We start from the raw sequence: 13,205 nt of genomic DNA, 5'->3' as shown, positions 1-13,205 counted from the left end.
CCGTGCGACGGCGGCGTAGCCCCGTGCGACTTGTCCTGACCTTGCTGCTGTTTGTGGTCGTGATGCTTGTGATCGGGTTCGTGATCGAGCGGGCGGGTGCGAAGACACAGGTGCTGGTGCTGGCACAGCGTGTTGTGCAGGCTCAGGAGATCACCCGGGCCGATCTGACGAGCACCGATCTATCTGGCGGCGTTTCGGCGATCTCGGTGGACCAGTTGGAGCAGGTGCTGGGTCAGCATGCGGCGTTCACGATGGAGGCCGGCACGTTGCTGCAACCGACGTCATTGATCGGGCAGGACGCGGCCAATGCCGGCCAGTCGAGCGTTGGTATCAGCGTGCCCGTGGGGTTGGTGCCGGAAGGGCTGCGGGCTGGGGACACGGTCCGGGTGATGCAGATCCCCGAGCCTGAGAACGCCTCGAACGACCAGACACTGGCGGGTCTTTCGCCGGGAACGGTGGTGGCGGACGGCGCTCTGATCACTGCCGTGTCCGAGGAGCCCACGAGCGCGGGGAACCTGGTGATCACGGTGCGGGTGCCGACGGACGTTTCGGGGCCGCTCCTGGTGGCCAGTAGCTGGGGTCAGGTCGGTCTGATCCGGGTGGGCGGGGCATGAGCGCGCTCTGGCGGGTCGAGGGGGCGCGGCGTGCGCTTCGTGACGGGGGTTTTCAGATGAGGAGCAGGGCATGACGGGGGCCGTGAGTTACGCGCTGGTGCGGGAACTGCGCGCGCAGGTCGCTCAGCGGATGACCACGGCCCGCAGCGTCCGGGCGCAGGCCGGTCAGGGCGAGCTGGGCACGGGCGAGGAGCGGCAGCTCGCTCTGGCCCTGATCGCTGAGGCTGTGAGGGACCTGGCAGCCACGCACGTGGCGGAGGGCCGCGGGGCGCCGGACGGGGTCAGCGACGGGCAGCTGGCGTGGGCGGTGGAGGCGGCCATGTTCGGGGCCGGCCCGCTGCAACCGCTGCTGGAGGACGAGGACCTGGAGAACCTGGACCTCAACGGGTACGACGAGGTGTGGGCGACGTACGCCTCCCGGGGCCGGGTGCGGCTGCCGCCTATCGGTGACTCGGATCAGGATCTGATCGACATCCTCCGCTCGCTGGCCAGTTACGCCGGTCCGGTGGCCCGCCCGTGGAGCACGGTGCACCCGCAGCTGGACCTTGGTCTGCCGGGCGGGGTGCGGGTCTCGGGTCTGCTGGCGGCCTCGGCGCGTCCGCAAGTGTCGATCCGGCGTGACCGGCTGGGGCCGCAGGCGTTCCTGGACGTACCGCCGCGCCGTTACGCGGATGCCATCTCTTTGGTGGAGCTGGGGACGATGGACCGCCAGTGCGCGGCGTTCCTGGGCGCGGCGGTGCGGGCTCGCGCGAACATCCTGATCGCGGGGGCCACGGACGCGGGCAAGACCACGTTGTTGCGGGCGATGGCGAACGCCATCCCGCCGGGCGAGCGGATCATCACGATCGAGCAGGCCCGGGAGCTGCGGCTGGGGCGTGAGGCCGCGCTGCACGCCGACGTGGTGGAGCTGGAGACGGTGCTGCCGTCGGCCGACCACAAGGGCGGCCTGGACGGCGCAGATCTGGTGCGCCGGTCCAAGCGCATGAATCCCGACCGGCTGATCTTTGGGGAGGTCCTGGCCGGTGCCGAGGCCCGCGCCATGCTGGAGGCAATGCTGCAGGGCGGTGACGGGTCGATGTCGACCATCCACTCCCGCAACGCCTATGGCGCGATCGCCCGGCTGATCATCGGTCTGGGCTCGTTGCGGGAGCCGGTCCAGCCCTCGACGGCGGCAGCGCTCATCGGGCAAGCCATCGATTTCGTCGTCTACGTCCGGCACGTTGCCGGATCGCGCCGGGTCGTGACCGAGATCTTGGAGATTTCCGGCCACCAGGGCGAGAGCGTCTCGTACGCGACCATCTTCGTCTCGCCGGAGCCCGGCGAGCAGCCGCACGTCTCTGGACGGGTCGAGGCCCCCGGCGAGAGCTACACGCCAGCGCGCCGGGACACGCGGATCCCGCTGCGGCGCGCGGGCTTGCTGGCCCAGCACGGTTACACCGATGAGCTGGGGGAGCGGCTCAACGCTGAGGGCACCCGGTCGGAGCGACGCCGCAACCGTCAGGTCCCCGGTGACCGGTCCGGCAGTCACCGACTGCCCGTGCCTGAGCCGGAACGTGCTCGGCCGTGGGCGGATCTCACGCCGTCCGCCCACCCGGTGACCAGCGCCAGCGCAGCCGGGCCGGCTGAGCCCGTGGAGCCTCTGGGTTCGGTACATCCGGAGGGGAGCGCTTTCGAAGCTCCTGGCGGCCACGTCGACCCGGCGGGGATTCCTGAACTCTTACTGCAAGACACGGTGAGCGCAGCCGATCCGACTGACCCGGCTTTCCTCGCAGCGTCTTTCGACGGCCTGGCGCCGGGTGATGGATTCGATGCCCTGGCCGAGCGCGTCACGGTCGACGGTCTCGTCCGCTCGAGCCTGGATCTACCTGACGACGGGCGTGGTGGCGGTGAACCCATCATCCACCGTCGCAGGCCCGAGCCACTGGCCCCGGCACCTGTCGCCGGCCAAGACGAAGCAGCAGCCCTGAACGACGACGACTTGGTCAGCGAGGTCCATGACGCGCCAGGAGTCTTGGCTGGGCCGAGTACGCGTGCTATCAGCCCGATCATCGATATGGGCGCACGTCGGCGAAGCGCCACGCAGGCCAGCTCTTCCGCCGAGGCGCCCCTGCTGGTGCCGGGCGAGAACGATCACTACAAGGGGACGTCCGTGGCCACCGTCGCCGCCGACGTCGAGGAAGCGGGGGCTGAGGAGGCAACGGACAGTTCCGTTTCAGGGACCGGCTGGCCCTCTGCATATCCGACCCGCCGTGGCAGGCGTGCCCGGCCGCCCGCGCCACCCCACACGGCATCCGTAACCGCGCCCGAGGCAGCAGGATCCGGCGTACTCGACAGCACCGCCAGCTACCGCGACGAGGGACGGGCCGGGGAACACGGACCCACCGAGCCGTGGCCGGCCGAACCGGCGTCGTTGGTCGCAGCTGCGGACCTACCCGGCCACGGGGCACAGGCCGGACCGGGGCCTGATGCAGAAGACGACGTGCCGGAGTGGAAACGCCTGGGTCTGCCGAGGAGCCAGCGATGACCCTCACCCCGTCCGTCCTGCTGCTGAGCGCCCTGCTGGCCCTGTCCGCGCTCGCGGCCCTGAATCTCCTGATCACCGAGATGCGTGCCGCCCGCGCCGACTCCTCACCTGCCGACAAGGACGCCGGGAGCCATGGTGGCTCCTGGCGGCAGGGCGGGTCGGTGCTGGACGGGGCAGGTGCCGGCCAGGGACGAGGGTGGACGTCGTTCGTGGTCCGCTTGGTCGCGGCGGGGGCCGTGGCGGTGCTGGTCGGCTGGGCGACCGGGTGGCCGGTCGCGGCGGTGGCCTGCGCGGCACTGGTGGTGGCGTGGCCGGTCCTGACGAGTGGCCGTCGCGCCGAGCGTCGTGACATCGATGTGCTGGAGGCGATCGTCACCTGGACCCAGGGCCTGCGCGACACCGTGGGTGGTGGCGCGAGCCTGGAACAGGCGATCGGGGTCAGCGTCGAGGGCGCCCCGCCGGTGCTGCGGCCCGGCCTGGAGCAGGTCCGCAGTCGCATGATGCTGCGTCAGCCCCTGGACAGTGCGCTGCGGCCCCTGCAGGGCGTTCCCGGCGCCGACTTCGTGGTGGCAGCGCTGATCCTGGCGGCCCGCCGCCGGGGTGACCGGCTGCCCGACGTGCTGTCGGGGATCGTGGCCACGTCCGCGCACGAGGTCGCACAGCGGCGGCAGATCATGGCGGCCCGGGCGGGTATTCACCGCAGCGTGCAGATCATCATGGCCGTCACGGCGGGGATCCTGGCGTGGATGGCGACGGTGGGCGCCGCCTACATGGCCCCCTACGACAGTCTCTCCGGCCAGGGGGTGCTCGCTGTCGTCATCGCCATCCTGTCAGCGGGCTTCATCTGGCTGCTGCGCCTGGACGCCACCAGCACCGGTCCCGGATTCCTGAGCGACTCGGAGCTGAGCGTCCGCCAGCACCGCATCATCGACAGCCTCGCCCGGCCACCGGCCGCCACACCCCTCCCCTCGCCAACCGTCGGGGTCACCTCGTCCGCTGCTGTCGCCTACCCGGCCACGTCGTTCAGTAGCGGCGTGGACGCCGACGAGGCGGCCTACCCGCAGCAGGTGCGGCCATGGTGAGCACCATCGTCCTGGCGGCGGCCGGTGCCGCTGCCGTCACCGCCCTGGCCACGGCCCTCTGGCCGGCCCGGACCCTTCCTGGCGGCCGTCCCGGTGAGCCCTCCGGGGACCGGGCCGACGTCCACGCCCGCAGCGCCGGAGCGGTTCGCGGTGGTGGACGCACCGCCGGGTCCAGCGCAGACCCGGCCAGGAGGGCAGGGGCGGGTAGGGCGGTCGTGTCGTCGGTCTCCGATGCCCTGTCGGCCTCCGGGGTTCCCTATCCGGGTGGGCTGGGCCGGTGGGCGGCGCGGCGTGGCGCCGGGATCCGGGTGACACCGCACGACCTGGCCATCAGCGGCTATGAGCACGACGACGTGCTGACCGCCAAGATCCTGACCACCACGGCAGCCGCCGTGAGCGCCCTGGCCAGTGGAGTCGTCCTCAATCGGGTTTTCGCACTTGGTCTTCCGGGGGTCGGGGTGCTGCTGCTGGCCCTGCTGTTCGGCGCGGCCGCCTACCTGCTGCCCGATGCGGTCGTGCGCAGCCGGGCCCGGGCCCGCCGTCACGAGTTCGAGCAGGCCCTGCCGGTGTGGTGTGACCTGGTGGCCCTGGAGATGGCCGGTTCCGCCGCCCCGCAGGAGGCCCTGGTCACCGCGGCCGAGGCGGGCACGACCTGGCCGATGCACGTGGTGCGCAACACGCTCTACCGGGCGGTGCGGGCCCGCGAACCGCACTGGCCGGCCCTGATGAGCCTGGGCCAGCGTATCGGCGTGGAGGACCTGGCCCAGCTGGGACGCCTGTCCCAGCTGGTCAGCCACGAGGGCGCCCAGGTCAGGGACACCCTGATCGAACGGGCCGCCAGCATGCGCCGCCGCGCCCTGGCCTCCTCGCTCGGCCAGGCCGGGCAACGCGACGAGTCCATGCGCCTGGCCGTGCTCGTCATCGCCGCCGGCGTCATCCTGCTCCTGCTGTACCCCGGCGTCATCGCGGTGATGAACCTGTGAGCGCCCCGCACGCTCCGGCCGCTGCCCTCACCGAAACCGATCGCACGGCAGGGGAGTGCGCCTGCCCTGCGGCGGATGGCCCGCGACGCCAGTGCGGCCCGTCTGACACCGGCGTAGGAACGCGTGTGCATAGGGACGCCGGGGCCAGCACGGTGGAGCTGCTGGTGTGGTTTCCCGCGCTCCTCCTGCTGGTCGTCATGGTCCTCCAGGTCTTCGGGTACGTCTGGGCCAGGGAAACAGCCCAAGGCGCGGCCCGTTACGGCGCTCACCACGCCGCCCTGTACGGGGGTACCGACGCCGACGGGCGCCGCCAGGTCGACGCGTACCTGAAGGAGGTCGCCGGGCCTCTCGTCCAGAAACCCTCGGTGACGGTCTCCCGCAGCGAGGACACCGTCACCGTGACCATCACGGCCCGCCCCCGCCAGATCCCCCTGCCCGCCCTGAAACTACGCAGCTTCACCGTGCACGCCCACGGGCCGATCGAGCAGTTCACGGCCGGGCGGTGAACACCATGACCGCCGTCCTCGGCAGCCCCGGCGTCCTGCAGGCCCGTCGCCCCGGTAAGGAATGTGGTCGCCGGACCGATGAGGGGTCCCTGAGCGTCGAGATGGTCATCCTCGCTGTCGTTGTCGCTACCGCCCTGTGCCTGGGCATCGGCGCTGGAACCCTGGTCCTGGCCGACGGCCGCGTCAGCGCGGCCGCCGCGGCCGCTGCCCGGGCCGCCAGCCAGCAGAACCATCCCGCAGCGGCCGCTGCGGTAGCCCGCGCCAGCGCCCAGCAGGTCCTCACCGACTCCGGCACCACCTGCATCCCCGACGTGGACGTCGACACCAGCCAGTTCCGCCCCGGCGGGCGCGTCGACGTACAGGTCAACTGCCGTGTCGACCTGACACCGGTGGCCATCGCCGGCTTCCCCGCCCACCGCACCCTCAGCGCCAGCGCCGGTGCACCCCTGGAACGACACCGCTCCTACCAGGACAGCCCATGACCGCCACCACGCTCCGGCGTCCCATGCCCCGTCACCGACCGGGCGAGCGCGAAACCCGGCGCACCGCGGGCCGTCGGGCAGGCCGAAACTTGTCTCGGGACGACAGCGGTCAGGGCAGCATCTTCGTCATTACCCTCGTCGGCCTGACCTTCCTGCTCACGGCGTTCTTCGTGGACGTCAGTCGCTCCCTGCAGGCCCGCGGAGCGTCCCTGGAAGTCGCCTCACAGGCCGCCCGGGCCGCTGCTGACCAGGTCACCCAGGAGTCCCTGCGCACCGGCGACCCCACCCAGTTGCGCATCGACCCCGGCGCGGCCCGCGCCGCAGGCCAAGACTGGCTCGCCGAAGCCGGGGCCACCGGCCGCATCGAGGTGGGGGAGGGCAACACCGTCGTCACCGTGACCGCCCGCGTGCCCTGCCCGGCCACCCTGTTGAAGGTCCTCGGGTATGACGACCTGTCCCGGCCGGCCACCGCGAGCGCCACCCTCCTATTCGGCGCCGCAGGCGAGGACGGCCGTCCCATCGCCGCGTCCCCGCCGAACACACCGGGGAGCACGTCGTGAGGGCGTTGCGGCTGTACCTGCGGGCACTGGGCGCCGCCGCCGTCCTGGCGCTGATGCTGTTCGGCACGCCCGTCCTGCTGTGGGCACTCATCGGCAACCCGCTGCCGGCCTGGGACGCCCTGCAGGTCGGGGACTTCTCCGACGACGTCCTGCTGCACATCCTGGCCACGATCGCCTGGATCGGCTGGGCCTCCCTGGTCCTCACCGTCGTGGTCGAGGCCCGCGCCCACGCCCTGGAACGGCCAGCGCCCGCACTGCCGGTCCTGCCCGGCCAGCAGGACTTCACCCGCTCCCTGCTCGCCGCCCTGCTGCTGGCCGCACCCACCCTGGCCGTGACCGCCACCGCCATCCACCAGCCCGGCATCCTCCCCGATTCGGGCGACCCCGCCCGACCCGGCACCACAACCGGCCAGGCCGCCCACCACGCCTCGCCCGAACACCACGACTCCACGCACCGGCAAGCGACGCACCTGCAAGCGGCCCCGATCAGCCGACAGACCCCACGCGCCGACACCCCTGCTGATACTGGCGCTGACACCCGCGCGCCCGTCGTCCGCTCGCACCCGGCGTCCTCTCCGCAGCAATCGTCCCCGGCACAGGCGTACCTCCTGGGCACCGCCTCCGGCATCGGCGTCAGCCTGGCCGCCGCCGGCCTGCACACGATCGTGGTGCGCCGGCGGCGCCAGGAGCGGGCCGCCCGTCAGCCGGGGCGCCTACCGGATCTACCCACACCCGATGCCACCCGCGTCGAACGCCACCTGGTCACCAGTGCCTGGCTCGCCCAGGCCCTGCGTGAACGGCTGGCCGCCGCCCTGCACCACCTCGACACCGCACTACGGGCGGAGGGCCGTGAGAGCGTGGTGTTCCTGGCCGCCCGCCTCGACGCCGAACGCACCGAACTGGTCCCGACCCGTCCTATGACGGAACCGCCGCCGCCACCCTGGGACGTCGACCCTGACAGCGGACACTGGATCCTCAAGGACGGTGCCGTCCTAGAGGAACACCACGGCCGCCTGAGCGCGACGCAGCCGGCCAACCACGGCCACCGCTGGGCCTGGATCGGCTCCAGCACGCCGACAGCTCACCAGCAACGCCCCAGTGTCCCCGACGAGACCGATGTCTGGTTGCTGAACCTCACCGCGGCCGCCAGCATCAGGATCTTCGGCGAACCGGACCAGACAGCCGACCTCGCCCGCGCCATCCTGCTCTCACAGGCACCCCAAGTGCCTGCCGCGTCAACCGGCCCGGCCCACACGGTCACCATCCACACCGACGCCCACGACCTGACCGAACTGGGCCACCTCATCGATGCCGACACTGCCCCGGCCACCCACCAACCCTCCAGCGCACTTATCGTCGTGGACCAGCGCCGTCGCCCGGTCGGCGCACCGCCTTCACCGGTCGCAGCGGCAGTCGGCGCGACCACCATCGTCCTGACCGACGACCTCGGTGCCATCCGCGACGAGAACGTACGTCTGGTCATCGACCGCACCGGCAGCCTGCACCTCAGCTTCACCAAGCCGCCCATCACCTCGGCGCTGATCACCCGCAGGGACATCGACTGGATCAGTCCGCTCCTGAGCGCCACCCACGCCGGCGCGTCCCGGCGGGCCCCATGGGCCATCGGGCAGGACGAACGCCCCCAGCCCGCCCTGCGCAGTGCGCCGAACCCGTACAGCCTGCCGTCCCCAGCCGGAGACGACACAACCCCAACGGCTGCCTCGATCGAGGCGCTCAACGCGGCACCAGCCAGCGCCCCCGCTACTGAAGACCCTGGGCCAGCACCCGGGCAGGGGAGCGACGCCGCCCTCGACGCCGATCTACGCCTCTGGTACGCCGACGACACCACCCGCCCGCGTCTGCGTCTGCTCGGACCCGTCGAGGTCCGGGCCGCCGGAAAACCCCGTCCCGGCGACCGCATCCCCTGGCAGACCGAGATCGTCGCCCTCTTCCACGCCTACCCCCACGGGCTCACCATGGGCGAGTTCACCGACAAGATGTGGCCCCACGACGCCGACCGCAAGGCCGCCTCGGCCATGCCGCGCCAGGCCATCAGCGGTGTACGGCACTGGCTCGGCATCGACCCGGACACCGGCCAGCACTACCTGCCCAAGCTGCCTCCCCGCGACGCCGACGCCCGCTACCGCATCAACCACCTCCTCACCGACGCCGACCTGGCCAGCCGGCTCTACCAGCGCGCCACCAGCACCCAGCCACCCAACATCCAGGACCTGCAGGCAGCCCTGGACCTGGTCACCGGGCCGGTGCTCGACGAACGCCGCCCCGCCGGCTACCTGTGGCTGCTGGACACCCTGCTGGAGGCCGAACTCACCGCCCTGGTCTCGGACATCGCCCATGCACTCGCCGAGCACTGGCTCACCCATGCACGCCCCGACCTGGCCACCAGCGCCGCCAAGGTCGCCCTTACCGCGGGCAGCGGCGACGACACCACCTACCTCGACCTCATCGCGGCCGCCGAAGCATCCGGTCACCCGGCCCAGGCCGGCGCCTGGCTCCGCCAGCTGCTGCAGATCCACGACGCCGAGACCGAGAACGATCTGCCGCCGCCGACCCTGAACCGCCTGACGCGGCTGCGCCGCACAACCTTCACCGGCCCCTAGACCGGCGCCGGGCGCCTCGACTCACCACCCATGCATACGAGCACTGTAAGCCGCCGCCTCAGCGGTTGTCTCGTCACGCACGCCTTCGCCAGGAAGGGAGCTCCATCGTGGTCTGGTTCATGGTCGACGACGGCTTCACCGAACACCCCAAGACCCTGTCCATCCCCAGAACAGCCCGCCTGAACGCAGTCGGGCTCTGGACGATGTCGGGGATCTGGGCCTCACGGCAGATGACCGACGGACGCCTCACCAACGACCTCGTCCTCGAGAAGGGCGGGCGCACCACCCACATCAAAGCCCTCGTCGAATCCGGCCTCTGGCACGACGAGACGTCCGTCTGCATGCACGCCGCCACCCGGTGCCCCGGCATTCCCGACCAGCGCGGCCTGGTCTTCCACGACTGGTACGAATGGCAGCGCTCACGCGCCCAGATCCTCAACGAACGCAAACGAAAAGCCGCCGCCGGAAAGGCGGCGGCCGAGCCTCGGGCGCCAGCCGCCGGAACCAATCGCGAAGCAGAAACGAAGCACCTGCTTCGCCCGTCGTTCAACCCCCAGTCCACGTCCCTCACCCACCCCCAAACCATTCCCTGACCAAACTCGTCCTTCGTCGCCTGTTCGGTGACGGGCCGCGTGAGACCGCGGTCGAGGATCTGATCCCGTTGTGGCGCAGCGCCGTCGGTGCCGCCAACCTCGAGGTGGAACTACGCAACTTCCTGATCCACAACGCCGACACCGAATTGCGCAACCCCGCCGCAGCCCTCCTGGGCTGGCTGGCGCGCGCGGCCGAACGCGCCGCAGCGCCAGGGCCACGCCCCGTTCTGGGCTGTGCCGAGTGCGCTTCGGGGTGGCTGCCGGACGATCCCGAGACCGGCATGCCCAGACCGTGCCCGACCTGCAAACCGCACCGGTACGTCTCCTAGGGTGCTGACCTGAAGCGCCCAAACCTGCACGCCACGGTCGCCTCTGCCGTCCTTGCGGCCGCCCGGGGAGATTGTGGATCATGGCGGCTTCGATGTTCGGGTTGGAGGCGAAGGTGAAGTCGCGCAGCCATTGCTGCCGGGGAAACCCGGCTCTGCGGCACCGCCCTGAGCGCGGTCGTCCGCCTCGAGCGCAACCTACCGGTGAAGTCGCTGCCCGGGTCACGTTTCTGGTGCGGGCCCGGCGTCCGACCTGAGTCCCAAGTCGCCCAGGAGCCGGGCGGCCATCTGGCGGTTCTCCGGGGCGGCTCCCGGCAGCCGGGCCAGGGCCAGCAACGTCATCGCCTGCTCGTACCGGTCACCGGTGTCGACGGCCATCCGCAGGGCGGCGGTGAGGGTCGCCGATGCTTCCTTCGAGGGGCCCACGGACAGCAGCACCTCGCCGAGTTCGCGGGTGGCGGCGGTGCGGGATCCACCCTCGCCCAGTTGCTCCGCCAGGGCCAGTGCCTCGCGCAGGTACGCGACCGCCTGGTCCTGGTGGGCGCTTCGGGCCAGAACCACCCCGAGCCCGCGCAGGGCATCGATGCGGCCGACCGGGTAGGCGATCTCGTCGGCGATGCGCAGGGCCAGCCGCAGCGATGCCTCGGCCTCGGCCAGCCGACCGAGACGTTCCTGGGCCAGGCCGAGGTTCGACAGCACGGCGTTCTCCCCGGCCCGGTCGCCGAGGCGGCGCTGGATCGCCAGTGTCCGCTCCAGCGACACCAGCGCCCGTTCCGGCTCGCCCCGGTACACCTGCAGCACGGCCAGGTTGTTCAGGGCCTTGCCGAGACCGACCAGGTCACCGATCTCCTCCAGCAACGTCACCGCCGCCCGGTGGCATTGGGCGGCCAGACGGTAGTCACCCAGCCGGCGGTGCACGATGCCCAGGCTGTAGAGGGTCGTACCCTCCCCACTGCGCGCGCCCACGGCCCGGTGCAGGGCCAGCGCCTGCTCCAGGGCGGCCCGGCCGCCCGGATAGTCGCCGCGCCGCCAGCGGATGATCCCGCTGTTCTGCAGCGCCTGGCCGAGCCCGGCGTCGTCCCCGGCGGCCCGGAAGAGCTCGGCGGACCGCTGGTACTCGTGCAGAGCCTGGTCGAAGGCACCCCGGCGGCGGTGGATGGTGCCCAGTCGGTTCAGGGCCCGGGCCCGGGCCTGATCGTTGTCCGCGGTGGCCAGGGCCCGCCGGTGCAGCGTCTCGGCATCGTCGTAGTGCGCCCCGGCGTCGAGGAACGGTGCGAGGATCTCGGACAGCTGCCCGGCGTGCGGTCCGGAGACCTGCCCGATCGCCAGGAGGGCGGCCCGCTGGGTAGTGAGCCATTGCAGGCCGATGTTCTTCGGGTTCACCCCCGTGCTCACCCCGGAGGGGAAGGCGCTGGCGGCAGCGGCCCGGGCATCGGCGCAGGCGCTGTCGAACAGCCGGGTGCGAGCGGCCTCGTTCTCGTCCGCCGGGTCGGCCGCGACAAGCTCGGCGGCATAGGCCCGCAACAGGTCGTGCATCCGGAACCGGTCCCCCGGAAGTCTTTCCAGGAGATGGCTGCGGGTCAGCTCGTCGGCCGCGGCGCGGGCCGCGCGCCGGTCGCAGTCGGCCAGAGCCGCGAAACCGGCCAGGTGGTAGTCCGGCCCCGGGTGCAGGCCGATCCTCCGGAACAGCCGGGCGGGCAGTTCAGTCAGGTGCTCGTAGGACCAGGAGAACACTGTGCGCACCCCGGACCAGCCGTCCCCGGGATCCAGGACATCCAGCAGGTCCGGCGCCTGGAGTTCCTCGACCAGGTCGGCGATCGACTCCTCGGGCCGGGAGGTGATCAGCTCGGCCGCCACCCGCAGGGCCAGGGGCAGCCGGGCGCACCGCCTGACCAGGACGTCGACCGGCCCGGGTTCGGTCGTCACCCGCGCTCCCGCCACGGACGACATCAGCGCCCGGGCTTCCGGTCCGCTCATCAGGCCGACCCCGAACCGGGTGGCGCCGTAGCGGACCACCAGCCCGCTCAGCGCGTCGCGGCTGGTGACCAGCGCGGCGCAGCCGGGATCGCCGGGCAGCAGATCCTCGACCTGACCGAAGGTACCGGCGTTGTCGAGCAGCACCAGGATCCGCCGGCCGGCCGCGAGCGACCGGAACAGCGCGGCGCGCTCACGGGTGCCCTCGGGGACGGGAGTCGTCCCCGGCCGGAGGGCCCGGACGAACTCGGCCAGCACCTCGTGCGCCGACACCGCCGGGCCCGGATGGTAGCCGTGCAGGTCCACATAGAGCGTGCCACCCGGATACCGGTTCGCGCAGCGGTGTGCCCATTGTCGGGCCAGCGCGGTCTTGCCGACGCCCGCGGTGCCGGTCAGGAGCCCGATCGGCACCGAGTTGCCCGGGGCCGCGAGGAGGAGGGCGTCCAGCCCGGCCAGCAGATCGGTCCGGCCGATGAAACCGGCCACGGCGGCCGGCATCTGTCGCAGCTGGGCGGTCGGGGGAAGGGCGGCCGGGCCCAGGGCGGACGTCTGGACGGAGTCGTCGGGGGCGGCGGGGCCCGGTACCCAGGGGCCGGAGGGCGGGCCGGTGTCCGGTGAGCTTGCGGTGGCTGGGTTGCTGTGGGCCGGTCCGGTCGGATCCTGGGTGGCCTGCAGCCACATCCGGTGGAACGGCGCGAGGTCCGCCCCGAGCGCCTCCACCACGAGTTCGAGCAGGCCCCAGCGAGGGGGACGCGGTTCCGAGAACATGGCCGACACCGTGGTCCGGCTGCAGCCCACCTCGCGGGCCAGATCGCGCAGGCTCGGCCGGCCGGCCCGGTGGTGCGCCTCGTGCAGGGCGTCGGAAAGGGTGCGCAGGTCGCCGGGAGGCAGGTCCGGCCGGGTCAGTGTCCCCATCGGAGATCTCCCGGGGTCGGGGGGA

The 13,205-nt window shown here is 72.1% G+C and carries 10 protein-coding genes; 9 read left to right on the top strand and 1 reads right to left on the bottom strand.

Going from position 1 to position 13,205, the window contains the following annotated elements; translation table 11 throughout:
* Positions 1 to 23 precede the first annotated feature (23 nt).
* The 9 genes from LWF15_RS24305 (at position 24) to LWF15_RS24265 (ending at position 9,965) form a co-directional block, all read left to right on the top strand.
* On the top strand, positions 24 to 614 hold the full coding sequence (locus LWF15_RS24305; RefSeq protein WP_232813225.1) for a hypothetical protein: 591 nt from the start codon (positions 24 to 26) through the stop codon (positions 612 to 614).
* A 70-nt stretch (positions 615 to 684) separates the two neighbouring features.
* A complete protein-coding gene (locus LWF15_RS24300; RefSeq protein WP_232813224.1) occupies positions 685 to 3,138 on the top strand; it encodes a CpaF family protein in 2,454 nt (817 codons plus the stop codon).
* The gene (locus LWF15_RS24295) at positions 3,135 to 4,220 is read left to right on the top strand and encodes a type II secretion system F family protein (protein ID WP_232813223.1); all 1,086 of its coding nucleotides are present in this window, start codon (positions 3,135 to 3,137) and stop codon (positions 4,218 to 4,220) included. The genes LWF15_RS24300 and LWF15_RS24295 overlap by 4 nt, the downstream gene beginning before the upstream one ends.
* Entirely contained in the window at positions 4,214 to 5,203 is a 990-nt protein-coding gene (locus LWF15_RS24290) for a hypothetical protein (RefSeq protein ID WP_232813222.1), read from the top strand. The genes LWF15_RS24295 and LWF15_RS24290 overlap by 7 nt, the downstream gene beginning before the upstream one ends.
* Positions 5,204 to 5,328: 125 nt before the next feature.
* A complete protein-coding gene (locus LWF15_RS24285) occupies positions 5,329 to 5,709 on the top strand; it encodes a TadE/TadG family type IV pilus assembly protein (protein WP_232813221.1) in 381 nt (126 codons plus the stop codon).
* 5 nt (positions 5,710 to 5,714) lie between these two features.
* Positions 5,715 to 6,191 carry a hypothetical protein gene (locus LWF15_RS24280; protein WP_232813220.1) on the top strand — a complete coding sequence of 159 codons (477 nt, stop codon included), beginning with the start codon at positions 5,715 to 5,717 and terminating at the stop codon, positions 6,189 to 6,191.
* A gap of 89 nt (positions 6,192 to 6,280) precedes the next feature.
* Entirely contained in the window at positions 6,281 to 6,751 is a 471-nt protein-coding gene (locus LWF15_RS24275; protein WP_232813219.1) for a hypothetical protein, read from the top strand.
* Positions 6,748 to 9,372, top strand: a complete 2,625-nt coding sequence (locus LWF15_RS24270; protein WP_232813218.1) for a hypothetical protein — start codon at positions 6,748 to 6,750, stop codon at positions 9,370 to 9,372. Before LWF15_RS24275 ends, LWF15_RS24270 begins: the two co-directional genes overlap by 4 nt.
* 119 nt (positions 9,373 to 9,491) lie before the next feature.
* Positions 9,492 to 9,965: a hypothetical protein gene (locus LWF15_RS24265; RefSeq protein WP_232813258.1), complete on the top strand. Its 474-nt coding sequence runs from the start codon at positions 9,492 to 9,494 to the stop codon at positions 9,963 to 9,965.
* A gap of 548 nt (positions 9,966 to 10,513) precedes the next feature.
* On the opposite strand, the gene LWF15_RS36800 is transcribed toward LWF15_RS24265, so the two are convergent.
* On the bottom strand, positions 10,514 to 13,180 hold the full coding sequence (locus tag LWF15_RS36800; RefSeq protein WP_269810745.1) for an ATP-binding protein: 2,667 nt from the start codon (positions 13,178 to 13,180) through the stop codon (positions 10,514 to 10,516).
* Positions 13,181 to 13,205: the final 25 nt, after the last annotated feature.

The sequence above is a fragment of the Kineosporia rhizophila genome, assembly GCF_021277265.1.
Lineage (GTDB): Bacteria > Actinomycetota > Actinomycetes > Actinomycetales > Kineosporiaceae > Kineosporia > Kineosporia rhizophila.
This window is presented reverse-complemented; position numbering and strand designations above follow the sequence as displayed.

Excerpts from the sequence above, each read along its gene's own strand:
- LWF15_RS24300 (WP_232813224.1), top strand. The coding sequence starts at position 685 with ATGACGGGGGCCGTGAGTTACGCGCTGGTGCGGGAACTGCGCGCGCAG.
- LWF15_RS24295 (WP_232813223.1), top strand. The coding sequence starts at position 3,135 with ATGACCCTCACCCCGTCCGTCCTGCTGCTGAGCGCCCTGCTGGCCCTG.
- LWF15_RS24290 (WP_232813222.1), top strand. The coding sequence starts at position 4,214 with ATGGTGAGCACCATCGTCCTGGCGGCGGCCGGTGCCGCTGCCGTCACC.
- LWF15_RS24280 (WP_232813220.1), top strand. The coding sequence starts at position 5,715 with ATGACCGCCGTCCTCGGCAGCCCCGGCGTCCTGCAGGCCCGTCGCCCC.
- LWF15_RS24265 (WP_232813258.1), top strand. The coding sequence starts at position 9,492 with ATGGTCGACGACGGCTTCACCGAACACCCCAAGACCCTGTCCATCCCC.
- LWF15_RS36800 (WP_269810745.1), bottom strand. The coding sequence starts at position 13,180 with ATGGGGACACTGACCCGGCCGGACCTGCCTCCCGGCGACCTGCGCACC.